The organism is Nevskia ramosa DSM 11499, from assembly GCF_000420645.1.
GTDB classification, from domain to species: domain Bacteria; phylum Pseudomonadota; class Gammaproteobacteria; order Nevskiales; family Nevskiaceae; genus Nevskia; species Nevskia ramosa.
In genome coordinates this window covers 112,820-136,913 of the sequence record NZ_ATVI01000012.1, presented here as the reverse complement: position 1 = coordinate 136,913, position 24,094 = coordinate 112,820, and the positions used below count along the sequence as shown (strand labels likewise).

Below are 24,094 nucleotides of genomic sequence, written 5' to 3'. Positions count from 1 at the left end.
CGGTGTCCTGCAGCATCGCGGCCGCAGCAATAGTTTGATTACACGTGATTCTTTCCCGAAGCATCGGCGGTAATGGGGCACTCGCGCAACTGTACAGTGGGACCCTCTAGTCAGCGAACGCTACCGGCCATCGGAATCGACGCTGCGGCCCTACAATTCGCGGCCCCTCCGGCTTCCCAATTCTGCGCTTCGGCCCGCTCGCTGGCCGCCCCGCCCACCGGCTTCGATGACCCTGCTCTGTGACGCACTGCTCGCTGCACTCGATCAACTTCCGGCAATGGCAGGCACCCACCATCCCTGGGCGGCAGCCAATGCCGACGATTCCGCCGACAACGGCCCGGCGCGGCGCATCGCCCATCTGCGCGCGCATGCAGCCAGGCCGGGCCTGCGGCTGGTGCTGATCGGCGAAGCGGCGGGCTATCAGGGCTGCCGGATTTCGGGCATTCCGTTCACCTCCGAAGCGCTGCTGATCGATGGCAGCATTCCCGGCATCGCGCCCTGCCCGCGCCTGTCGACTCGCGTCAAACCCTGGAGCGAGCCCTCGGCTCGGGTGGTCTGGCGCACGCTCTACGAGCAGCACCTGGCCGACAGCACCTTCCTGTGGAATGCCTTTCCGCTGCATCCGCATGCGCCGGGCGTTCCGCATTCGAACCGCACGCCGACGCGCGCCGAGCTGAGCGCTGGCGAAGGCGTGCTGCGGGCGCTGCGCCAGGCACTGCCGGATGCCGTGCTGGCGGCGGTCGGCAACAAGTCATCGGAAGCGCTGACCCGACTCGGCTATGCCCATGAAGCGCTGCGTCATCCGGCCTATGGCGGCGTGCCGGAGTTCGTTGCCGGCGTCGCCCAGCTGGCCAGGAAACTGCGCTAGGGCCTGTTCGCGCTAAGCGATCTTCTTCAGGCCGCGCGAGATCGCCAGGTTCAGGATCTGCTTGACCAGGAATGCCGAACCCGGCAGCGCGCCGTTGAACTCGATACGCCAAGTCAACTGCGAACGGCCACCGGTCAAGGGCTTGAACACCAGCCGGCCATGATGGTTCTTCAGCGGCCAGCCGCCGCGAGTGATCTTGTAATCGATCGACTTGCCGGCCACGGCGCCGACCACGGTTTCCTCGATCGCCAGTGGTGCCACGCCGATCCGGCGCACCGAGCCCACCCCGTTGACCGAGCTGTTGCCGTCGCGCACCCGCACCACCGGCACGCCGAACACCTTGCCGAGACGGTTGTGATCGGCCAGTTCTTCATAAACCTCGGCGACGGGGCGGGAGAATTCCTGAACGATTTCGATGGTCTGCATGGTGGGTCTCGCGATAGAGGGAACTCGAGGAAGATAACTTGCGGCAGCGCAACAATGCCGATTTCCAGAAACGGTGGCCGTTGCAGGCGAAATTGAGGGGGTCCTATAGGCAGTCTTGACTGGAGGTCGGTGTACAAGCGTTCAGATAACGTTTCGCCACCGTCAATAATTCTTCCGCCAGAAAAACGACATGCGCAAACTCTATTCAGGCTTCTCCACTCGCGATGCCAGCGTGCAGGTGCAGGTCTGGCTGGAACCGGAAGCGGATGACCGGGGCAGCGGTCGCGTGATCAGCCTGGCGGCGTTCCGCGCCGAAGCCGAGATCGCCAGCCAGCGCCACGTGCTGCCACGCAGCGAAACCCGCGGCCTGTCGGAACTGGTGCCGTCACTGCTGGCCCAGCTGGACAGCCATCTCGTCGAGCGTCTTGGCATCGGCCAGCGCGTTCACTGATTCCTCCGTTACACCGGGTCGGCTGGCGCAAGGCCGCCGATCCTGATCGCAAGCCCGCTTCGCCTATCATCCGCGCGCCGCTACAGGCCGCCGTACGGTTTTCCTCATGCAACTCGCCCTCGCGCCGATGGAAGGGCTCGTCGACGACGGGCTGCGCGCGCTGCTGACCGGCATCGGCGGCATCGACTGGTGCGTCTCGGAATTCATCCGCATCAATGACCGCCTGCTGCCGGCGTCGGCCTTCCTGCGGCTGGCACCGGAACTGGCGCAGGGCTCGGTGACGCCGAGCGGCACGCCGATGCGCGTGCAGCTGCTCGGCTCCGATCCGCATTGCGTGGCCGACAACGCCGCGTTCGCGGCAACGCTCGGTGCGCCGGTGATCGATCTGAACTTCGGCTGCCCGGCGAAGACCGTCAACAAATCGAAGGGCGGCGCCGTGCTGCTCAAGGAGCCGGAGCTGCTGAATGCCATCGTCAGTGCCGTACGCCGCGCGCTGCCGGTACACATCCCGGTCACCGCCAAGATGCGCCTGGGTTTCGATCACGCAGACGATGCCGAAACCTGTGCCCAGGCACTCGCCGACGGCGGCGCCGCGTCGATCGTCGTCCACGCCCGCACCAAGGCCGATGGCTACAAGCCGCCGGCGTACTGGGAGCGGATCGGCAGCATCCGCGACGCGGTCAAGGTGCCGATCTACGCCAACGGCGAGATCTGGACCGTCGACGACTGGCGCCGCTGCCGCGCCTTGAGCGGCGTCGATGACGTGATGCTCGGCCGCGGCCTGATCGCCCGGCCCGATCTGGCCCGGCAGATCGCCGCCGTGCGCGATGGCAGATCCATCGAACCGATGCGCTGGCTCGAACTGCTGCCGCTGGTCGAGGGCTACTGGCAGCGCGTGCGGACCAAGGTATCGCATCCGAAGTACGCGCCAGGCGTGCTCAAGCAATGGCTGGTCTGGCTGGCCCGCAGCTATCCGGAAGCCGAACGCCTGTTCCTCGACATCCGCAGCCTCAGCGATGCCGATGAGGTCGAGCGGCGTCTTGCCGCTTCGGCAAGCGTTCTGTGAAAAGCCCTTAAATCAGGGGCTTTCGGCGACTCGGAAAGCTCCGAGAAGCGCCGCGTTGCAGCGATTCAACGAACTGCAACATTTCGTCAATATTCTGTCGCCCGGGCTGGACAAAACACCGGAATGAAGGCCTCGCGGCCATCCAGGCGCCTTTCGCGTCAGATCGGTCAACAGGGCTTCGTGGCATGCCTGCTGGCGCCGGGACACCAACAACATTCGGGCATTTTCGGGCGTTTTCAGGGGCGGGGTGCGCGGTGCCTGACGGGATGACCCGTGCAGCGCCGGGTACCGCTTCGCATCGCTGCAGTGCCGAAGCGGGAATCTATCAAGAGCGTTCAACATGCGAAGCGTCAGGTTTTCGGGGCTCATCTTCATCGTCGGCGGCAGCTTGCTCGGCGGCTGCACGCAACTGGTTCCAGGTTTGAACGTCCGCAAGGTGGAAGTCGGCGAGCACTCCTTGAGCGCTCCGGTCACGGTCAAGAGCGATCCGGACGAGAAATCCGAATGGCCGCCGTACGGCCCGACCCGCGTTCCGCCGCTGCCCGGTGCCGTAGCTGCGAAACCGGACCCGAATACCGGCGCCGATACCGAAGTGCTGCAGAAGTACCGCGTGGTCAAGGTCACGCCGGATGTGGTCTCGAAGCTGCTCGACGACAGCGGTGATGTCGACGCCCGCGAAACCGCGCAACTGCCGACGGTGACGCCGTCCGACGTGCCGCCGGAATACGTGATCGGTGCCGGCGACGTGCTGTTCATGACCATCTGGGAACACCGCGAGCTGACCGATTCGGTCGCTGGCGTCTCCCGCGATCCGACCGACGAAGGCCGCATCGTCGCCGCCGACGGCACTACCTATTTCCCGTACATCGGCAGCTTCAAGGTGGCCGGCATGACCGTCGCCGAAGTGCGCACGTTCATGGCCGGCAAACTCGGCAGCCTGATCGTCAATCCTAAGATCGACGTTCGCGTCATCGGCTATCGCGCCCATCGCATCCAGGTGACCGGCGAGATCAAGAAGCCGGGCACCTTGACCCTCGACGACACGCCGAAGGGCGTGCTCCAGGCGCTCGACGCCAGTGGCGGCCTCACCGATCTGGCCAGCACCCGTCGCGCGGTGCTGGTGCGCGGCGGCACGCCGTATCGCATCGATCTCGCGGCGCTGCTGTCCGGCGAAGGGCCGGCCCGCAATCCGCGGCTGGAAGCCGGCGATGAACTGCATTTCCCGAGCCGGGATGGCGACCGCGTCTACGTGCTCGGCGAAGTCGCCCGCCAGCGGCCGATCGAGATCAATCGCGATCGTCTGCCGCTGATCGCCGCACTGACCGAAGCCGGTGGCCTCGACAAGCTCAGCGCCGACGATTCCGGCGTGCTGGTGTTCCGCCTCAACGAGCCGGGCGCGGCCATCGCGGCGTCGATCTTCGTGCTCGACATGTCGTCGCCGGAAGGCCTGCTGATGGCCAGCCAATTCCCGCTGCGCGTGCGTGACGTGGTCTATGTCCAGGCCACCGGTCTGTCGCAATACAACAACGTGGTGCAGCAGATCCTGCCGACCGTGCAGACGCTGTTCAACGCTGCGCGGGTGGGCGAAATCGCCTCCGGCCGCCGCGTCATCCGCGAACGCTGATCGGCTCCGCATTCCGCTTCGAATCCCGTTCTTTTCGTGACGCCGCTTCCGGCGTGACGCACACCAGGCAGCTCCAGTGACCCACGATAACGCCAGCGCCCTCCATCAGCCGCGTCGACCGCTGCCGGGCGACGAAGACATCCGTCCCCGCGACATCTACGAACTGCTGGTCGCCGGCCGCTGGACCCTGCTTGGCGTCACCGCCACAGTGTTTCTGCTGGCCCTCGCCTACTGCCTGCTGGTGCCGCCGACCTATCGGGCCAGCGCCCTGATCCAGGTCGTCGAGCCGACCAAGTCCGGCGGCCCGGTCGACAACCGCTTCGGCCGCCTCGGCGCGTTGCTCAGCGGCACGCCATCGCAGGCCTCCGCCGAAATCAGCCTGATGCAGAGCCGTCGGGTGATCGATCCGGTGATCGCCCAGCTGCATCTGGATATCGCCACCGGCCCACGTCATTTCCCGATCATCGGCAGCGGCATCGCCCGCAACATCAACGGCAACGGCGAAGCAGCCAAGCCGGTGGAGGCCTGGTTCGGTTTCCGCCGCTGGGCCTGGGGCGGCGATCGTGTCAGCGTCGAAAAGCTCGAAGTGCCGGCCGAAGACAACGACAACACCTTGATCCTGGTCGCGCTCGAAGGCGGCGCCTATCGCCTGCAGAGCTTCTGGTTCGGCCGCGAACTGCTCACCGGCAAGGTCGGCAGCGAAGCCGCCAGCCGCGATGGCCGCTACAAGATGCTGGTGAAGTCGCTGCAGGCGCTGCCGGGCACCGAGTTCTCGGTGACCAAGCTGACGCCGGACGTCGCGGTCGCCAATCTGATCGAAGGCCTGACGGTGGAAGAAACCGCGGTGTCCTCCGGCGTCATCGAAGTCGCCTACAAGGGCAGCGGCCGGGCCATGGTCGCGCGCATCGTCGATGCGCTGGTCGAATCCCATCACGCTGAACACAGCGCCGCGCTGCGCGAAGACAGCGAGCGGTCGCTGGAATTTCTCAACAAGCAGCTGCCGACCATCGCCGCGCAGCTGCAGGAAGCGCAAGCGGCGCTGTCCAAGTACCAGCAGATCAACGGCGGCCTGTCGGTGGATTTCGACGGCCAGCTGCTGCTCCGCAACGGCGTCGATCTCGAATCGAAGCGGCTGGAACTGCTGACCCAGATCGACAAGGAAAAGACCCGCTACACCGCCGAGCATCCCGTGGTGCAGGCGCTGGCCGCGCAGCTGACGACCGTCGAGCGCGAGCAGCGCAACCTCAAGGGTCGGGTCGATCTGCTGCCGCAGACCAAGCAGGACGTGCTGACCCTGACCCGTGATGTCGAAGCACGCGAGAACCTCTACAAGTCGATCGTCTCGTCGATCCAGAGCTATCAGCTGGCCATGGTCGGCTCGGTCGGCAATGTCCGCACCATCGACAACGCCAGCCTGCCGTACGTGCCGGCAGCGCCGAAAACCCTGCTGATCCTGGTCATCTCCCTGGCGCTCGGTCTGCTGTTCGGCGTCGTCGCGGTGTTCCTGCGCCGCTCGCTGACCCGAGGCCTCGAAAGCCCGGCGGAACTGGCGACCGTGGGCCTGACGACACTGGCGCTGGTGCCGCTGTCGAAAGCCCAGCGGCGGCCGTCGCATGGCTTGCTGGCGCGGCTCAAGAAAGCCAAGCCTGCTTCGAAGCGCACTGCCGAAGTCGCCGATCTGCTGGCCGATCGCCTGCCGGAAGACGCCGCGGTTGAAGCGCTGCGCGCACTGCGCACTTCGCTGCTGAACCGCGCTGCCGGGAAGAGCGGCGTCGTGGTGCTGGTCAGCGGCCCGGTCGCCGGCAGCGGTGCGAGCTTCGTCGCTGCCAATCTGGCGCTGCTGCTCGCGCAGGCCGGACGCAAGGTGGTCGCCGTCGACGCCGATCTGCGCGGCCAGGCCTTGAGCCGCAGCCTCGGCGGCCAGGCCAACGGCAGCCTTGCCGGCGCCGGCATCGTCGAATACGTGCAGAGCGCCATGGCGCCGGAAGCGCTGCTGCGTAGCCGTCCGTCAATGGCCGGCACCGTCGGCAGCCTCGACTGGATCTCCGGCGGCGGCCCGTCCCGCGTGCCGGCGGACACGCTGCTGCAGCCGCGCTTCACCGATCTGATCCGCCTGCTGGCGAACAACTACGACTTCATCGTGCTCGACGCCGCACCGGTGCTGGCGGCAGCCGATGCCGCGATCCTCGGTCGTCTCGCGACGATGACGCTGCTGGTTCTGAAATCAGGCGAACACCGGGCCGATGAGCTGGAAGTGGCGCTCGCCCGCTTCGCCGATGCCGGCGTCACCGTGCAGGGTGCGGTGCTGAATCAGGTCGGCGTACGCGCCGGCGCCTACGGTCAGACCCTGAAAGCCGCCTACGCCTGAACCGCGTAGATCGGCCCCGCCTCCCATGCGCACGCTGCCCAATTTTCTCTACATCGGCACTGGCCGGGCCGGCTCGACCTGGCTGTTCGAAGCGCTGCGCCAGCATCCGGAGGTGTTCGTCACGCCGGTCAAGGAAACCAGTTACTTCGATCTCAACCTGGCGCGCGGGCTCGACTGGTACGGCGATTTCTTCGCCGATGCCGATGGTCATCGCGCGGTCGGCGAGATTGCCCACCGTTACTGGCGGCGGCCGGAACTCGCGGCGCAGATTCGCGCCGCGCTGGGCCCGGTGAAGCTGCTGGTCTGCTTCCGGCGTCCGGAAGACTTCGTGCTCTCGGCCTATCAGTTCGCGCGGCGCAATGGCCGCTTCGAGGGCTCGCCGGCGGACTGGATGAGCAGCCGCTTCGAACCACAGTCGCTGGCCTATCACGGGCTGCTCAAGCCCTGGGTCGACGCCTTCGGCCGTGACGCGATCTTCATCGGCTGCTTCGACGATCTGAAGGCTGATCCTGAAGCCTTCTTCGCCAGCGTCTGCCGCTTTCTCGGCGTTACCGAATGCCGACTGCCGGTGCTGCTGCACGACAAGGTCAACGCCGCTGCCCGGCCGCGCTCGGCCGGTCTGGCGCTGACCGTCAACAAGCTCTCGAAGCGGTTCAAGCGCCATGGCGGCCAGCGGCTGATCGCCTGGGTCAAGCGTCAGTCGCTGGTGCAGCGTCTGCTGTACAGCCCGCTCGAAGCCGGCGCGCGGCCGGTGCTGTCGAACGAAGCACGCAACACGATTCGCGCGATTGCCGAAACCGAACTGCAGCGGCTCGATGCCGAATTCGGCACGCGCTTCGGGCAACGCTGGTATGGCGCTGCCGACCGCGTTCCCACGGCAGCCGCCGCATGAACCGCATGCCAAACACGTTCCTGATCGGCGCGCCGAAAAGCGGCACCACGGCGCTGGCCAGCTGGCTGGCGGCGCATCCGCAGGTCTGCTTCAGCAGCCGCAAGGAACCTGGCTATTTCGCGCGGGACTTCCCGCCGCACGCCGACATCCAGGCGCATTTCGATCCCGATCGTTATCGGGCGCTGTTCACACCTGAGCCGCAGCATCGGGTGATCGCCGAAGGTTCGACCAACTACCTGCTGTCCGCCGACGCGGTGCCGGCGATCCTCGCCCTCAATCCGAACGCGCGTTTCATCGTCAGCCTGCGCAATCCGCTGGAACTGGCGCCGGCGCTGCACATGCAGCAGTGCTACATGCTCAACGAGGATCAGGCCGATTTCGCCGATGCCTGGCGGCTGCAGGTACCGCGCGCACGCGGCGAGCAGATACCGGCCGGCTGCCGGCAGCCGCGCTTCCTGCAGTACGCGGCGTTCGCGCGCACCGGCGAGCAGATCGAACGTCTGCTGCGTTTGGTGCCGCGCAGCTCGGTGCACATCATCCGCTTCGATGCGCTGCGCGCCGATCCCGGCGCGGTGTATCGCCAGACCTTGGCCTTCCTCGGTCTGGACGACGACGGCCGCAACGATTTTCCGGTGGTCAACGGCGCCCATCGCCGCCGCTATCCGGACCTCGCGCGGCTGCTGCTGAATCCGCCCGCACTGCTGCGCGCACCGCTATGGCGGCTGCGCAAGACCTTGCGCAGCGCGCGCCTGCCGCTGGTGGAAGCGCTGCGCGAACGGCAGCGCCAGGACATGGTTCGCGAGCCGTTGTCACCAGCTCTGCGTGCCGAACTGGCCCGCCATTTCGCTGACGACATCCGCTTGCTGGAACGTCTGCTCGGCTGGGATCTGAGCGACTGGCTGCAAGCCGAACCGACTCGCCCATCGACATCGCCGCGACTCATCGACCAGAGGATCGGCGCATGACCCCGATCAACAAACCCACCCCCAATACCTTCATCCTCGGCGCGCCGAAAAGCGGCACCACGGCGATGGCGCAGTACCTGCGCGATCGTCCCGATGTGTTCTTCAGCGATCCGAAAGAACCGGCCTACTTCGCCAGCGATTACCCGGTGCTGGCGCGCCACCATTCGCTGCATACGCTCGACGATTACCTGGCGCTGTTCGCCGGTGCCGACGAGCGTCACCCGATCGTCGCCGAAGGTTCGACCACCTACCTGCATTCGCGCTGCGCGGTCGCCAACATCCTCGCCTTCAACCCGCAGGCGCGTTTCATCGTGATGCTGCGCAACCCGGTGGAGTTCGCGCAGGCCTATCACATGGAACAGTCCTATGTAATGAACGAGGACGAGCCGGACTTCGCGACTGCCTGGCGCGCGCAAGCCGCACGGGCCCGCGGCCAACAACTGCCGCGCCGCTGCCGCGATCCGAACAAGCTGCAGTACGGAATGATCGGCCGCTACGGCGAGCAGGTGCAGCGACTGCTGGCGACGGTGCCGCGCGAGTCCGTGCTGTTCATCCGCTACGAAGATTTCCGCGCCGACGCCGGTGCCTGCTATCGCCGGCTGCTGGCCTTCCTCGATCTGCCGGACGATGGCCGCAGCGAATTCCCGGTGGTCAACAGTTCGCATCGCCAGCGCTCGCAGACCGTCGCCAAGCTGGTGCTGACGCCGCCGAAAGCGATCGAGCCGATCGTGCTCAAGCTGCGCGCCTTCCTGCGCCGCAACCGCTTTCCGATGATCGAAGCGCTGAAGGCGCAATTCCGCACCGGGCATCGGCGCCAGACACTGGCGCCCGAGCTGCGTCAGGAAATGGTTGCCTGGTTCGCGGATGACATCCGGCTGCTGGAATCGCTGCTCGGCTGGGACTTGAGCGACTGGCTCGATGAGGCTCCGGTCAGCCCCAGGCAAGCGGTCGCAGCATGAGCGCAATCGAATTGGACTGTGCCCTGCCTCGCCACGTGCGCGGCCTGCCGCGCTTCGACAGCTGGTCGGCCACCAGCATCGTCTGCTTCTGCCTGGCGCTGATTCCGGTCATCGCCATTCCGGTGCCCGGCAGTTCCTCGGCATTCGCAGCCGGTGCCGACCACATCAGCTTCGTCGACCTGTTCGGCCTGCCACTGCTGTTGCTGCTGCTCTACCGCGCCCGACTGCCGGATTCGATGACGCTGTTGTTCGCGGCCAGCTTTCTGGGTTGCGCGTGGATCTCGATGGTCAATGTCGGCGACCTCGGCCGTGAAACGCTGCGCGTGCTGCGCCTGTGCTTCATCTACGCGCCGTTCCTGCTGGCGCTGAGTCTGCACTGGACGATCGAGAGTGCAGAGCGCGCGCTGCGGGTGTTCTGGTGGGGCGGACTGTTCGGCATCGTCATCGGCTTCTTCATCTACTGGTTCGTCGGCGCGGTGCGCGAACAGCAACAGGCGCTGTTTCTGAAGAACGGCCTCGGCTACGTGTTCCGCGCCGGTGGCCAGCTCGGCAACTCCGGCGGCTTTTCGCACCTGATCACCTCCTGGGCGATGACCGCGCTGGCGCTGTACTGGATCGCGCTGCGCCGCCTGAACGCGGTGCAGATCGCAGTGACCCTGGCGGTGCTGGTCTACGGCATCGTCATCACCGCGTCGCGCAATTCACTGCTGCAGGTCGGCCTGGTGCTGATGTTCACCACCCTGTTCGTGGCCCGCAGCCATCAGCGCAGCGCCGGCCGGGTGATGGTGACCCTGGGTCTGGTCGTCGCGGTGGTGGTGGCGCTGTTGCCGCTGATTGCGCTGATCACCGATTCCGCCGTGCTGAGTGCGACGATGTCGCGCTTCGGCCTTGGCGAGGACGATCGCTCGATCGCCCATTCGGTCCGCTACCAGAACTGGGCCGGGCTGCTCGACCAGCTGGGCTGGAACGCGCTCGGCATCGGCTACAAGCAGACCATGGAGCTGACTGGCCTTCCGGTCGACAACTCCTATCTGCGCATCTTCCTCGAGCTGGGCGTTGCCGGCATCACCTTCTTCCTGCTGTTCTGGGCCTCGATCCAGCTGCGTCTGCTCGGCAGCCGTTCGCCGGATGTCATGGTCCGCCGCTACAAGGCCGCCGCTGCCGGCCTGGTGATGGGCGAGCTGGGCCGCATGTGTTTTTCCGACACCTTCACGATGTACCTGAGCACGCCGAGCGTGATGGTGATCATGGCGATCGCGCTGCGCCTGCGCTCCAGCGACGCCAGCGCGTGAGCTCTGTCGAAGCCCAGCCGCGCGTACTGCTGATCACCGGACGCGCCGACATCGGCGGCGGCCCCGAGCATGTGCTGCAACTGGTCGAGGGTCTCGCCGGGCGTTGCCAGGTGTTCGTCGCCTGCCCGCAGGAAGCGCCGTACTGGGATCGCTACACGGCGCAGGTCGGCAGCGAACGGATGCTGGCGATCCCGCGGCGACGCTTGAGCCTCGGCGCGCTGTGGGCGCTGCGGCGCTTCGTCGGCAGGCAGCACATCGAACTGATCCATTCGCACGGCAGCGCCGCCAGTGCCTATTCGCGGCCGGTCGGCGCGCTGAGCGGCGTACCGATCGTCCATACCCATCACGGCCTGTTCTTCGTGTCCCGGCCCGGCGGCCTGAAGCGGCGCCTGCGTCTGCTGATCGAACAGCTGCTGGAACGGGTCACAAGCTTGAGCATCTTCGTCTCCGACGGCGATCAGGCATTGGCCCGCAGCGCCGGTTTCGGTTTCGGTGCCAGCCGGATGATCCGCAACGGCGTCGCCGTGTCCGGCGAGATCGTCGCGAAGGATCGCGATGGCGCGCCACTCAAGATCGTCACCGTCAACAACTACAGCGAAGCCAAGAATCCGGACCTGCTGCTGGCGATCATCGCCGAGCTGGCGACGCGTGATGAAGCCGCTGCCGAGGTTCATGTCTATGGCGACGGCGACGGCCGTGCAGCCTTCGCAAGCGCGCTACGCGCGGCCGGCCACGATCGTTTCGTCCACGTGCACGGCGCCGTGCCGGGACTGCGTGAACAGCTGCCGGCGCACGACATCTTCCTGTCCTGCTCGCGCTGGGAAGGCCTGCCGTATGCGGTGCTCGAAGCGATGGCGGCCAGCCTGCCGACAGTGCTGAGCCGGGTGCCCGGCCACGACGAAATTCTGGCTCACGGCCTAGACGACTGCGGCTACGCGCTCGGCGACGCTGCCGAAGCTGTCGACCGGCTGCTGGCGTTCCGGACAGCGGCTTCAAGGCAGTCGGCCGGTGCGCGTGCGCAGGCCATGGTGCGCCAGCATTTCGGTGCCGACGAAATGCTCGACCGCACCTGGGCGGCTTACTGCGACGTTCTGGAACATCCCATCGCCGAGTGGCAACCCAATGTCTGATCACGCGCTCTGGGATCGCCGCCAGTTCCTGTTCGCCGCCGGAATGGCCGCGCCGGCGCTGGCGCGCGCCGCCGGCAAGCGCGACCGTGCCGAGGCCGAAGAGCCAGTCGACGAAGGCGACGCTGATGGCAGCGACGACAGCGTCGAAACCAGTAATGCGCTGCCGCAGAAATCGGTCCGCGGCTATGGCCTGTCGCTCGACGATTTCGATGCCGATCCGACTGGAGTCAAGGATTCCACCCGCGCGCTGCAGACCGCCGTCGATCGCGCGGCCGGTGGCTGCCTACTGATTCCGCGTGGCCGCTACCGGATCAGCCGGCCGATCGCCATCGAGAAATCCGGCCTGGCGATCATCGGCGAAAGCCTGCGCAGTGAATCGCTGCTCGGCAGCGTGCTGTTCAAGAGCGACGACTTCAAGGGCGATGCACTGCTGCACGCGATACGCGATGACAAGGTCCGCGTCCACGGCCTGTCGATTTCCGGCATCACCGTCGATGGCCGCCGCCAGCCCGGCTCCGGCTTCAGGTTCGTCAACGTCGGCAATGTCACGCTCGAAAGTGTCGTGGTCAGCGGCTGCAGCGATTGGGGTGTCGAGATCGACGGCGGCTTTCTGTGCTCGCTGCGCGGCGTGATCGCGATCGGCAACGGCAGCTTCGACAAGGGCAAGGCCAGCGGCGGCGGTGTGCTGCTGGCCGCCAACAGCCGCGCCTGCGCCGATGCAAGAATCATCGACAGCTGCTTCAACAAGAACCTCGGCGCCCAGCTGCGCCTGGCCGGCCGGGTCGATGGCACGTCGACCGGTCCGCGCGATCGCCGCCGGGTCGCCGGGCTGACCGTGCTCGGCTGCCAGTTCGAGCGGCCGGCGCATGACGATCTGCGGGTGCCCGTGGTTGCGGTCGATGCTGCCGAGCGCTGCAGCTTCATCAGCTGCAATTTCGTCCAGCCGCGCGGCATGAACCCGCCCTGCCTCGGCCTCGGTGGTGCCGGCGGCTGGCTCAGCGATGTCTCGTTCATCGCCTGCTACTTCCAGTACAACGGCAAGCAGGGCGCGGCGATTCGCGCTGAAGCGGGCACGCGCAACATCTCGTTCATCGATGCTCGCCACGGCGGCCGTGGTCGGCTGTTCGACTTCGCGGCGACGCTCGATCCCGGCAGCATCTTCTTCAATCGCCCGCCGGATCTCGCACGCGGCAGCGGCCGTGCAGCGCTGAGCTTTCCGCTGATGGCGCCCGCCGTCGCTGCCGGTGGCTGAAGCCACCAGCAAGGCCCAACGGCAACTCGACCGCGCGCTCGGCCATGCGGGCCTGGCCAGGGTCGGCAGCGTCATCGCGGTGGCCGGCGCCCATGTGCTTGCGGTGCGGACGCTCGGGCCTGCGGTCTACGGCGATTTCGTGTTCGCCGAATCGCTGGTCTTCGCGCTGAACCTGCTGGCGATCTTCGGCAGCCACATCTCGGTGTTCGCGATCGGCAGCCGCGAACGGCCGGCCACCGTCAGCACGATGCTGAGCGCTGCCGCGAGCCTGATCGGCGGCTGGCTGCTGCTCGAACTGCTGGTAATGGCACTCGCCCAGCAGCTGTTTCCACACAGCCGCTACGCCGATCCGGCCTGGCTATGGCTGATCACGGCGGCGATCGCCGGCATGAGCCTGTATCGGGTGATCGCCGAGCTGATCCGCATCGAGGTCGGCGTGGCGCTGGCCAATTACTTCAGCGGCCGCGGCAATGGCTTCGTCGCCAGCCTCTGGCTGCTGCCGCTGCTGGTGCTGGCGCTATTGCTGGGCCTGAAGCTCGATGCGCGCGACCTGCTCGCCGGCTTCGCGATCGCGCAATGGCTGGGCGTGCTCATCGGCCTCGTCTTCCTGCTGCCGGCCTTGCGCCAGCGAACACCGGCGACCGCGCTGCGTCACAAGGACGTGATCGCCGAGATGCTGCGCCGTGGCCGCAGCATCACCGTCACCCAGATCGCGCAGCTGACTGTGGTCAGCATCGATGTCTGGCTGCTCGCGGCACTGGCACCGGCTTACACGCTCGGCATCTACGGCCTGGCCAAGCGCTTCGCGACCTGGCTGATCGTGCCGGTCGGCCTGGTCGGCCAGTCGGCGTTGAAACATGCCGTGGCCGAGTTCCGCGAGGCAGGGCGGATCAGCGCCGAACTGGAAGCCGCGTTCCGGCGCGCGGTGCGGCGCTCCTGGTGGCTGGTGGCCGCGCTGGTGGCGATTGCGGCGGTGCTACCGGCGTCATGGCTGACGGCAATTGCCGGTCCGACGGCAGCACTGGCGCGGCCGTTCTTCGTCGCGCTCGGACTGGGCCAGCTGCTGCGGCTGGCATTCGGCAACGGCGGCATGATCCTCAGCGCCGCCGGCCTTGAAACCGAGAACCTGCGCGCCTATCTCGTCGGCAATGTCGCCGCACTGGTGGCGGCCCTGGCGATCATTCCGATTGCCGGTGCCTGGGGTGCGGTGGCGGCTTATTCCGCCGGTACCGTGATTGCCGCCGTACTGGTGTCGCGAGCCTGCCAGCGGCGGATGGATTTCCGCTGCGACCTGCTCGGTAAGCGCTAGGCAATCAGCCCTGCCGCTCCCAACGCAGCATCCGGCTGGCCACTCGCTCGGCAGGCTTCGCGTGAGGCTGATCGAGCAGCTTCACGACCGCCGCATAGACCCGGCCAACGCCGATGCGCTGCATGCAATCCGGCGGCTGCGAAGGATGCTCGAAGCCGAGGTTCAGGTAGCCGCAGTCGGTGCCGATCGCATCGATGCTCAGCACCTGTGGGCCGACGCCGCCCCAGCGCAGCGAGGAGCTGGGGCCATGCAGGCCGATCACCGGCACGCCGACCGCGGCGGCCAGATGCAGCACGGCGGTATCGACGCTGACCACGATGGCGGCGCGCTTCAGCAGCGACACCGTCTGCGGCAGCGCGCAGACACCGGCGCGATTGTCGACCGGCACGCCGGCCACGCGGATCGCGGCGGCCAGCTCGGTCGTGTCTTCGACATCGGCATCGCCACCGGTCAGCACGATGCCGTAGCCCAGGGCGTGAACTCGCTGCGCCAGCGCCACCCAGCGGATCGCCGGCCACTGCTTCAGCTCGGCCTTGTAGCCGCCCGGCCAGGCGTGGAACACGGCATAGGGCTGCGGTGCCACCAGCGCCGACACCACTTCATCGAACACCACGGCCGGAGCATGGCCGGATGGCACTGCAAGCGGCTTCAGCAGCGCGCCGTAGTTGGCCAGCTGATGGCAGTCGTAGCGCAACGGCACCACGTGGTCGTAGACGTAGTGACGATGCTGGCCCGGGGTCTTGAAGCCGACCGTCGCCGCGCTGCGCGACAGGCCGGCGAGCAGGGCGTTGATACGCGGCCAGGGGCCAATGTCGATCAGCCAGTCGAGCGGCTGGCTGCGCAGCGTCGCCACCGCTTTCCAGGGACGCAGGATGCGCAGCGGAATGTGCTCGTCGATCGCCGGAATCATGTCGGCGACCGAGGCATTGGAAGCCGTCGTGAAGATCAGGATGCGCGCTTCGGGATGCGCCGCGCGCAGGTCGCGGATCATGCCGCTGGCGATCACCGTGTCGCCGATCGCACCCGTCGCGAGGATGCCGATCAACGGCCGGCGCGGGTCGCGGATCACGGCCCGCTGGCGTCCGAAGCGCCGACCCAGGGCCAGCAGCACGCCGAGCAGCACGACCACGGGAATACCGATGTAACGGTCAAGCAGTTTCAGCCGCCGTCTGCCGCGCTCTTGTTTCATGTCCGCCCGAAGTTCCCGCCCACGTTCCCTTGACTGCAGCCGAAATGGCCGCTGCACCGCGCCGGCACCTTGTCGGTGTCTCGAGCGCGTCATCCCCGTGTTGCAAGCTCTGTGAGCCGCGGAAGTCCGGCATCGACGCCGGCTACCGTGCTGGCTGCAGGCCGGCATCCATCAGTAATTCGTGAAAATTACCAGGCCGATGTGACGCGGCCATTGCGAATAGAAGACTGTCCGGCCACGGCGAGACCTCGACACGCGTGGACGTGCCATGCACGCCGACTTCACGAATCTGCAACGTTGGTCGTTGACACTTGCCGCTCGGAAACCGTGGCCGTACCCGAGTGCCGGATGAGCGCCTTGCGGCGCCCGGATCAAGTCGGGACGGCTGCTCGAGCAATCGCCCCGGTGATTGCAGATGCGGGAGTCAAGACAGCCATCGGCTTCCCATCAAGGTTTCCCGTTGCTCGTTCCGTTTTCGCGCGCTGGCACTTCCGTTGCCGGCTTTCGTTTGTCAGGGGATTTCGTTCGTTGAACCTGAGGCTCGTCAGATTGCTGGGTTCAGCGACGCTGAGCGCGTGGGCGCTGCTGCCCTCGGCGGCCGGTGCACAGGACGCTGCGCCGCCGGCGGCTCCCGTGGCGCCGAAGCCGACCACCCCGCCCGCTGCGCCAGTCACGGCACCGCCGGCACTGGACATCTGGGAGTTCGCGGTCGACGGCAACAGCGTGTTGAGCGATGTCGAGATCATCAAGACCTTGGAGCCGTTTCTCGGTCTTGATCGCACGCCGGACGATGTCGACCATGCCCGCGAGGCGCTGGAACGCCATTACCGCGATCGCGGCTACAAGACCGTGTCGGTGGCGATTCCCAAGCAGACCGTGCGCGATGGCGTGATCGTGCTGGAAGTCACCGAAAGCCGAGTCGGCAGGCTCAATGTCGTCGGCTCGGAATACCACTCGCTGGATCAGATCAAGGCCGAAGCGCCGGCGCTGGCCGAAGGCACGGTGCCGGATTTCAACAAGGTCAGCAGCGATATCGCAGCGCTCAATCAGCAGGCCGATCGCCGGGTCACGCCGTCGCTGAAGGCCGGCGCCACGCCGAACACCGTCGATGTCGATCTGGTCGTCGATGACGATCTGCCGCTGCACGGTTCGCTGGAACTGAACAACCGCCGCAGCCAGGACACCAGCAATCTGCGCGCGGTCGCCAGCCTGTCCTACGACAACCTGTTCCAGCGCGGCCATTCGCTCAGCGCATCGGTACAGACCGCGCCGGAGAATACCGACGACGCCAAGGTTTTCTTCGGCTCGTATCTGGCGCGCTTCGGAGCCAGCCCGTTCAACCTGCTGGTCAACGGCCTGATCTCGGATTCCAACATCGCCACGGTTGGCGGCATCAACGTGCTCGGCCGCGGCCAGACGCTGGGCGTGCGCGGCATCTGGACCTTGCCGGGGACCGAGGAGCTTTATCAGTCGCTGTCGGTCGGCGTCGACTACAAGCACTTCAAGAACACCACGGTGCTCGGCGGCGGCGAGATTCCGACGCCGATCACCTACTACCCGCTGACCGCGGCGTACAGCTCGATCCTGCGTCAGAACGAATACATCGCCCAGCTCGATCTGAGCTTGAGCTTCAACTCCGGTCAGCTCGGCAGCCGCAGCGACGAGTTCGATCTCAACCGCTTCGGCGCCCGCGGCCAGCAGTTCTGGCTGCGTGGCAGCTTCGCCCAGACCTTCGGCCTGCCGGCGTCGCTGCAGGGCTACATCAAGCTCGGCGGCCAGCTGACCGACCAGCCGCTGATCTCCAACGAGCAGTTCTCCGCAGGCGGTGCCGACACCGTGCGCGGCTATCTCGAAGCCTCGGCACTCGGCGATTACGGCATCAGCAGCACGATGGAACTGCGCAGCCCGCCGTTGGCCGACTACCTCGACATCGGCGACAGCTTCCGGCCGGTCGAAACCCTGCGCGCCTATGCCTTCGCCGATAGCGCCGTGCTGCGCGTGCGCCAGCCGATCGCCGATACGCCGTCCGATCTGCGCCTGGCCAGCTTCGGCTTCGGCTTCGATTTCAGGCTGCTCGGCCACCTGAGCGGCAGCGTCGACTGGGCCAATCCGATCAACAGCATCGCCACCACGCGCGCCGGCAACAGCCGCGTGCTGTTCCGCGTGCTCGGCTCGTTCTGATGCCTGCCCTCAACCCTCTTTCTGCTTTCAGTCAGCGTCCATCCGGAAAACCCATGAGCCTGCCGTCGATCCTCCGCACTGCTTCCCCCATGAAAACCATGGCTGCGCTCCTGTGCCTGCTGATGCCGCTCAGCGCGTCCGCCTGGTGGAACAAGGAATGGTCGTTCCGCAAGCCGATCACTGCCGATGCGGCAGCGGCCGGCGTCACCGGCGACGTCGGCGATACCGTGGTGCTGGTGCGCCTGCACGAAGGCGTCATGAAGTTCGGCGATGCCAACGCCGATGGCGGCGATCTGCGCTTCATCGCCGAGGACGATGCAACACCGCTGAAGTTCCACGTCGAGAAGTTCGACCCGGTGTTCAACATGGCCTTCGTCTGGGTCCATCTGCCAGCGGTGAAGGCCGGCGCGCCGGTGAAGTTCTGGCTCTATTACGGCAACGCCAAGGCAGCCAAGGAAGGCGATGCCAGCCTCAGCTATGACGACAGCCAGGCACTGGTCTGGCATTTCTCGTCGGCCGAAGGCCAGGCCGGGCAGCCACCGCTCGACGCCAGCCGTTCGCGCAACAACGCCCTGAATGCCGCGGCGACCGATGACAGCGGCCTGATCGGCGGCTCGGCGAAGTTCGACGGCGCGCAGGCGATCGGCGCAGCACCGTCGACAACACTCAACATCGCGGCCGGCGCGCCGCTGACGGTGTCGGCCTGGATCAATCCGGAAACGGCCGACCAGACCGCCGTGCTGTTCGCCCAGCGTGACGGCGGCAATGCGCTGGTCGTCGGCCTCGATCGCGGCGCGCCGTATGTCGAGATCAGCGACGCCGCCGGCAGCCGCCGCTCGGCACCGGCCGCCGCGATCGCCGCTGCGAGCTGGCATCACCTGGCCGTGGTGTTCGGCGGCAATGGTTCGACCGATGGCGCGGCCCAAGGAAACCTCTTCGTCGATGGTCAATCCGTCGCGACCGTCACCGGCCCGCTGCCGGCCTTGACCACCACGATCAGCCTTGGTGCCGATGCTGCTGCCGGCGGTGGCGCCATCAGTGCCGGCTTCACCGGCGAGATCGACGAACTGCAGATTGCCCACAGCGCGCGCAGCCCCGGCTGGCTGACGCTGGCGGCGAACAACCAGGGCGTCGAAGACAAGCTGCTGCAGTTCGGTGCCGACGAAGGCCTGTCCGGTTTCTCGACCGGCTACGTCGGCATCATCATGCAGTCGGTGACCATCGATGCCTGGGTGATCATCGGCATCCTGGCGCTCATCGCGCTGGCCTCGTACGCGGTGATGTACACCAAGGGTGGCTACTGCGGCCGCACCAACCGCGCCAACGATCTGTTCACCCGCCAGTTCCAGACGCTGCGCAGCGATCTCACCGATCTGGAAAGCGTGCAGAAGCTGAACGAGGACGAGCGCGACCAGCTCGAGGATTCCTCGCTGTACCGGATGTACAAGTCCGGCATTCGCGAAATCCTGCATCGCTTCGAGATCGCGGGCCGCCCCGGCGCGCTGTCGGCGGAATCGATCGAATCGATCCGCGCTTCGGTCGACGCTACCTCGGTGCGCGAGAACCAGCGCTTATCCAAGGGCATGGTGGTACTGACCATTGCCATTTCCGGCGGCCCCTTCATCGGCCTGCTCGGCACCGTGGTCGGCGTGATGATCACCTTCGCCTCGATCGCCGCCGCCGGCGAAGTCAATGTCAACGCCATTGCGCCCGGCATTTCGGCGGCGCTGCTGGCCACCGTCGCCGGCATGGCGGTCGCGATTCCGGCGCTGTTTGCCTACAACTTCCTGCTCGGCCGGATCAAGGACATCCAGGCCAACATGGCCGTGTTCGTCGATGAATTCGTCACCCGCATGGCCGAGATGTATCCGGCCGGCAACGATGGTCACAACATCCGCGCGGCCGTCGGCCACCGCTGATCCGCCCTTCAGAAAAAACGGCGGAGACCAGCCATGCAAGCCTCAAGCGAAGACAAGCCGTACGACGAAATCAACATCACGCCGATGCTCGATCTCGCCTATGTGCTGCTGGTGATCTTCATCATCATGACCACGGCCGCCGTGCAGGGCATCAAGGTCAACCTGCCGCAGGCGTCCAGCCAGCCGTCGCTGGCGAAGTCGAAAACCGTGGCGATCACCATCACCAACGACGGCAAGATCTTCATGGACGCGGTGCCGGTAACCCTGGCCGAGCTGGAAGACAAGCTGCGCCAGAAGAAGGCGCAGATTCCCGATCTGCCGGTGATCGTCCGCGGCGATGGCGAAACCCAATACAAGAACGTCATCGACGTGCTGGCGCTGCTCGGCCAGCTCGACATCACCCAGCTGGGTCTCGTGACCCAGCGGCTGGTGCAGTGATTCGAACATGGCCTTGAGTTCGCGCCAGCAGGCCCAGCGCAAGCGCAAGCAGCGGCTCTATGTCGCCGCCGCGCTGGCCGCTGCCGTGCTGCTCTACGGCCTGGTGACGATGCTCGGCAGTGATGGCGGCAAGGCGCGCAAGCCGGTCAACGAAGTGGTGCAGCTGAAGCTGATCAAGCCGCCACCGCCACCACCACCGCCTCCCCCGCCGCCGAAACCGAAGATCGAGCCGCCGAAGCAGAAAGTGCCGGAATTCAAGCCGGCCACGCCGACACCCGAGCCACCCAAGGAAGCACCACCACCCGGCCCGCCGGCGCTCGACGCCAAGGGCACCGGCGCCGGCGACGCCTTCGGCTTGCAGGGCAAGGAAGGCGGCGCCGATTACCGAGTCGGCGGCGATGGTAGCGGTGGCACCGGCACCGGCAACCGCCTCGGTTGGTACACGACGCTGCTGCAGCAACGCGCCCAGGGCGCCGTGCAGCGCCAGCGCCGGCTGCTGGAAGCGCGCTTCGCGATCACCGTGCAGATCTGGCTGGCGCCGGATGGCAGCACCGAAAGAGTCGAACTGCTGCGCTCCACCGGCCGCCCCGAGCTCGACCGTCTCCTCAAGGACACCTTGAAGAACATGCCGAAGCTCAGCGAGCCGCCGCCGAAAGACTTGCCGCAGCCGGCCGTGATCCGGGTGACGACCACATGAACTCGCAGCACCTCCAACCTGTAGCCCCCGCCATGAAGCCGATCCGGCCCCTGCTGCATTCCCGTCCGCCCGTTCCACGGCCGGTCGCCGTCGCGATGAAGACCGCGATCGCGGCCCTGTTCGTGGCCGGTGCCGGCTTTGCCAGCGCTGCCGACGAAGCGCCTGCCGCTGAGAAGCCGGCAGCCACGGAGACGGTCACCGAAGAACTGATCCGCCTGCTGTCCGATCGCAACGCGCTGAGCAAGACCGACGCCGAGCGACTGATCCGCCGATTGCAGACAGAGAAGCCAGCCCAGCCGACGGTCGAGACCGCGGCACCGGCAAGCCCTGCGACACCGCCCGGCGCAGCAGCGCCTGCGACAGCGACAGCCGCTGGTGACGCGAAGCCGGCCGATCCCAAGGACCCGAAGAACCGCGTCCGCGTGATCTATCTGCCGGACTCGGAAAAGCAGCGCATCCGCGAAGAGCTGAAGGACGAAGTGCTGGCCACCGCCCGCGCCGAGAACTGGGCGCAGCCCTCGGCGCTGCCGGAGTGGATCAAGAACATCAAGCTCGACGGCGATCTGCGCCTGCGCGAAGACGTGATCTTTCTCGATCAGGCCAACGACCCGTTCCAGATCAACTACCAGGCGATCAACAGCGGCAATCCGTTCAACGTCAGTTCGAGCGCGGTCAACCAGCCGCTGCCGCCGCTGCTGAACACCACCGAAGACCGCCAGGCGACGCGCTTCCGCCTGCGCCTCGGGCTGCTGGCCAATGTCTCCGACGACCTGTCGGCGACCGTGCGCCTGACCACGGGCAATACCGTCAACCCGCTGTCGCCGAACCAGACCGTCGGCAATGCCAACAACAAGTTCCAGCTGCTGATCGATCGGGCCTTCCTGAACTACCACCCGCTGGCCGGCCTGAACCTCTACGGCGGGCGCATTCCCAATCCCTGGTTCGGCACCAACCTGGTCTGGGATGAAAACCTCGGCTTCGATGGCCTGGCGACCCGCTACAGCCACGGCGTCGGCGACAGCGTGACCGCCTACGGCACCTTCGGCGCCTTCGTCATCGAGAACACCGCCTTCGATTTCCCATCGACCAGCGCCCTCAAGGCCGGCAGCCGCGATGCCTCGCTGTTCGGCTTCCAGACCGGTGTCGACTGGAAGGTCGACGACGGCCTGACTGCCAAGGGCGCGGTGGCGTTCTACGACTACGAGAATCTCGACGGCGAACTGTCGTCGCCTTGCGTGGCGCCGACCAACGCCTTCTCCTGCGATACCGACGAAAGCCGGCCCACCTTCGTGCAGAAGGGCAACACGCTGTTCGCGCTGCGCAACCTGCAGCTGCAGACGTCCACCGATCCGCAGTTCCAGTACTTCGGCCTGGCGTCGAAGTTCCGCATTCTCGACGTCACCGGCGAACTGGACTACCGGATCGGCGGACCGCTGCACGCGATCTTCAATGCCGATGTCGCCTGGAACACCGCTTACAACGCCGGCAAGGTCCGCGCCCGCAGCCCGGTCAACAACTTCGACGCCGGCGACAACTATCGCGGCGGCGATCTCGCCTATCTGGCGCGCTTCAAGATCGGCTATCCGGACATTGCCGAACGCAACCAGTGGAACCTGCTGGTCGGCTATCGGCGACTGGAAACCGACTCGGTCGTCGATGCACTGACCGATGCCGATTTCCATCTCGGCGGCACCAATTCCAAGGGCTATTACGTGTTCGCCAACTATGGCTTCTCGCATCGCGCCTGGTTCACGATCAAGTGGCTGAGCGCCACCGAAGCCACCGGCGCGCCGTACGCCGCCGACCTGCTGCAGCTCGATATCAATGCGCGCTTCTGAGGCCGGAACGATGCGGCCATCAGCCTCGATACCCATGGGCCTGCGCGCCGCCATCGCGGTGCTGCTGCTGAGCGCTGCGCCGGCAGTGCTGGCACAGGCCACATTGGAATCGAAGCTGCGCGACCAGCTGCGCCAGACGACCCTGGCGCTGCGTGAAGCCCAGGCGCTGAATGCCGAGCTGAAGCAGAAGGCCGATGCGGCAACTGCCGAAGCCGCTGCTGCGAAAGCCGCACCGGCGCCGGTCGAAGCCGATCCCGAACTGACCGCCAGCCGCAGCGCGCTGCGCAGCGAACAGGCGCGCGCCGTTGCCCTGCAAGGCCAGCTCGACGAAGCGAAGAAACAACTCGCTGCCGCCCAGACGCAGACCGTCGCCAGTGCCGCGCTGATCAAGCAGCGCGAAGCCGAACTGCAGCAACGCAGCACCGAACTGAAGGACGCCGCCAGCCGCAACGCGCTGCTCGATGGCCGCAACGCCGCACTCGTCGATATCGGCACCGAACTGGTCGAGCGCTACAAGCACAAGACCGTCTGGGACGCGGTGAAGGACCGTGAACCGCTGACCGGCCTGCATCGCGTGCAGTTCGAGACGCTGGTGCAGGACTACCGCAACCGCGTGCTCGATGCCGCGGCTTCCACCCCTTGTGCTGTCCCTGTTACCCCGCCTGCGCCATGACCGATCTGATCCGTACCAGCGTTTCCCCTGAAGACCTTGCCGAAATACTGCGCAAGACCGGCTACCGCGCTGCCGTCGTCGAGCAGCAGGGCGGCGGCCAAATGGGCGGCCCGCAAGTGCAGAGCGCCGCGCAGGGGCTGGGCTTCTTCATCGGCTTCGGCAATCCGCTGCCGGCCAGCGATGCCGCGCTCGGCGGCTCGCGCCAGTACGTCGATTTCGCCTTCCATTGCTGGCTGAACATCGAAGGCGAGCTGCGCCCCGATCTGGTCGACAGCTGGAATCGCGGCAAGCGCTTCGCACGCCTGTTCCACCAGGCGCCGCTGCTGGTGCTGTCGATGGACGTGGTGGTCGCCGGCGGCGTGGCCGAGGGCTTCCTGATCGCTCATTGCGAGCTGTGGGATCGCATCCTGCAGGACTTCATCGCCCATCTGCGGCTGCCCGCTGCGGCCGCTGGCGCAGCCGTCGCCGGAGCCGCTGCATGAGCCACGCGTTGCGCTTGGCGGAAGGCACGGCTGAGGTGTCACGGCAGTGTCAAATGAATGTCGTGTTGACCGGCT

At 66.5% G+C, this 24,094-nt stretch carries 21 protein-coding genes; 19 read left to right on the top strand and 2 right to left on the bottom strand.

Features of this window, described 5'->3' with window-relative positions; genetic code table 11:
• Positions 1–226 precede the first annotated feature (226 nt).
• A complete protein-coding gene (locus G513_RS24220) occupies positions 227–868 on the top strand; it encodes a uracil-DNA glycosylase (RefSeq protein ID WP_022978528.1) in 642 nt (213 codons plus the stop codon).
• 12 nt (positions 869–880) lie between these two features.
• Here the strand turns inward: G513_RS24220 and G513_RS0119405 are convergent, their stop codons facing one another.
• Positions 881–1,294: an SRPBCC family protein gene (locus G513_RS0119405; RefSeq protein WP_022978527.1), complete on the bottom strand. Its 414-nt coding sequence runs from the start codon at positions 1,292–1,294 to the stop codon at positions 881–883.
• A 190-nt stretch (positions 1,295–1,484) separates the two neighbouring features.
• Here G513_RS0119405 and G513_RS0119400 point away from each other — a divergent pair, with 190 nt between their 5' ends.
• The 11 genes from G513_RS0119400 to G513_RS0119350 all read left to right on the top strand — a co-directional run bounded on the left by G513_RS0119400 (position 1,485) and on the right by G513_RS0119350 (position 14,602).
• Positions 1,485–1,745 (top strand): hypothetical protein, encoded by a 261-nt coding sequence (locus tag G513_RS0119400; RefSeq protein ID WP_022978526.1) that lies wholly within the window; start codon positions 1,485–1,487, stop codon positions 1,743–1,745.
• Between the two features lie 106 nt (positions 1,746–1,851).
• On the top strand, positions 1,852–2,811 hold the full coding sequence (locus G513_RS0119395; protein WP_022978525.1) for a tRNA dihydrouridine synthase: 960 nt from the start codon (positions 1,852–1,854) through the stop codon (positions 2,809–2,811).
• Positions 2,812–3,151: 340 nt separating this feature from the next.
• A complete protein-coding gene (locus tag G513_RS0119390; protein ID WP_022978524.1) occupies positions 3,152–4,435 on the top strand; it encodes a polysaccharide biosynthesis/export family protein in 1,284 nt (427 codons plus the stop codon).
• Positions 4,436–4,511: 76 nt separating this feature from the next.
• Positions 4,512–6,803 (top strand): GNVR domain-containing protein, encoded by a 2,292-nt coding sequence (locus G513_RS0119385; RefSeq protein ID WP_022978523.1) that lies wholly within the window; start codon positions 4,512–4,514, stop codon positions 6,801–6,803.
• 25 nt (positions 6,804–6,828) lie between these two features.
• Entirely contained in the window at positions 6,829–7,695 is an 867-nt protein-coding gene (locus G513_RS0119380; protein ID WP_022978522.1) for a sulfotransferase domain-containing protein, read from the top strand.
• Positions 7,692–8,660 carry a sulfotransferase family protein gene (locus G513_RS24215; protein ID WP_022978521.1) on the top strand — a complete coding sequence of 323 codons (969 nt, stop codon included), beginning with the start codon at positions 7,692–7,694 and terminating at the stop codon, positions 8,658–8,660. The genes G513_RS0119380 and G513_RS24215 overlap by 4 nt, the downstream gene beginning before the upstream one ends.
• A complete protein-coding gene (locus G513_RS25205) occupies positions 8,657–9,619 on the top strand; it encodes a sulfotransferase family protein (RefSeq protein ID WP_022978520.1) in 963 nt (320 codons plus the stop codon). Before G513_RS24215 ends, G513_RS25205 begins: the two co-directional genes overlap by 4 nt.
• Positions 9,616–10,911, top strand: a complete 1,296-nt coding sequence (locus tag G513_RS0119365; protein WP_022978519.1) for a hypothetical protein — start codon at positions 9,616–9,618, stop codon at positions 10,909–10,911. Before G513_RS25205 ends, G513_RS0119365 begins: the two co-directional genes overlap by 4 nt.
• A complete protein-coding gene (locus G513_RS25995) occupies positions 10,908–12,041 on the top strand; it encodes a glycosyltransferase (protein ID WP_022978518.1) in 1,134 nt (377 codons plus the stop codon). The genes G513_RS0119365 and G513_RS25995 overlap by 4 nt, the downstream gene beginning before the upstream one ends.
• Complete coding sequence (locus tag G513_RS0119355) at positions 12,034–13,293, top strand: glycosyl hydrolase family 28-related protein (protein ID WP_022978517.1); 1,260 nt, start codon at positions 12,034–12,036, stop codon at positions 13,291–13,293. Before G513_RS25995 ends, G513_RS0119355 begins: the two co-directional genes overlap by 8 nt.
• Positions 13,286–14,602: a lipopolysaccharide biosynthesis protein gene (locus G513_RS0119350; protein ID WP_022978516.1), complete on the top strand. Its 1,317-nt coding sequence runs from the start codon at positions 13,286–13,288 to the stop codon at positions 14,600–14,602. Before G513_RS0119355 ends, G513_RS0119350 begins: the two co-directional genes overlap by 8 nt.
• A gap of 4 nt (positions 14,603–14,606) precedes the next feature.
• Here the strand turns inward: G513_RS0119350 and G513_RS0119345 are convergent, their stop codons facing one another.
• Positions 14,607–15,791, bottom strand: a complete 1,185-nt coding sequence (locus tag G513_RS0119345) for a glycosyltransferase family 9 protein (RefSeq protein ID WP_033418205.1) — start codon at positions 15,789–15,791, stop codon at positions 14,607–14,609.
• 549 nt (positions 15,792–16,340) lie between these two features.
• Between G513_RS0119345 and G513_RS24205 the strand changes: the two genes are divergently transcribed.
• The 7 genes from G513_RS24205 (at position 16,341) to G513_RS24195 (ending at position 24,019) form a co-directional block, all read left to right on the top strand.
• Entirely contained in the window at positions 16,341–17,972 is a 1,632-nt protein-coding gene (locus G513_RS24205) for a ShlB/FhaC/HecB family hemolysin secretion/activation protein (protein WP_022978514.1), read from the top strand.
• Between the two features lie 98 nt (positions 17,973–18,070).
• Positions 18,071–19,891 (top strand): DUF2341 domain-containing protein, encoded by a 1,821-nt coding sequence (locus G513_RS0119335; RefSeq protein WP_211219716.1) that lies wholly within the window; start codon positions 18,071–18,073, stop codon positions 19,889–19,891.
• Between the two features lie 33 nt (positions 19,892–19,924).
• Positions 19,925–20,329: an ExbD/TolR family protein gene (locus tag G513_RS0119330; RefSeq protein ID WP_022978512.1), complete on the top strand. Its 405-nt coding sequence runs from the start codon at positions 19,925–19,927 to the stop codon at positions 20,327–20,329.
• A 7-nt stretch (positions 20,330–20,336) separates the two neighbouring features.
• Complete coding sequence (locus G513_RS24200) at positions 20,337–21,026, top strand: energy transducer TonB family protein (RefSeq protein ID WP_022978511.1); 690 nt, start codon at positions 20,337–20,339, stop codon at positions 21,024–21,026.
• Positions 21,027–21,058: 32 nt separating this feature from the next.
• Positions 21,059–22,864, top strand: coding sequence for a putative porin (locus tag G513_RS0119320; protein WP_022978510.1), 1,806 nt, complete (start codon positions 21,059–21,061; stop codon positions 22,862–22,864).
• A 34-nt stretch (positions 22,865–22,898) separates the two neighbouring features.
• On the top strand, positions 22,899–23,537 hold the full coding sequence (locus G513_RS0119315; RefSeq protein ID WP_022978509.1) for a hypothetical protein: 639 nt from the start codon (positions 22,899–22,901) through the stop codon (positions 23,535–23,537).
• Complete coding sequence (locus G513_RS24195; RefSeq protein WP_022978508.1) at positions 23,534–24,019, top strand: YbjN domain-containing protein; 486 nt, start codon at positions 23,534–23,536, stop codon at positions 24,017–24,019. The genes G513_RS0119315 and G513_RS24195 overlap by 4 nt, the downstream gene beginning before the upstream one ends.
• Positions 24,020–24,094 lie beyond the last annotated feature (75 nt).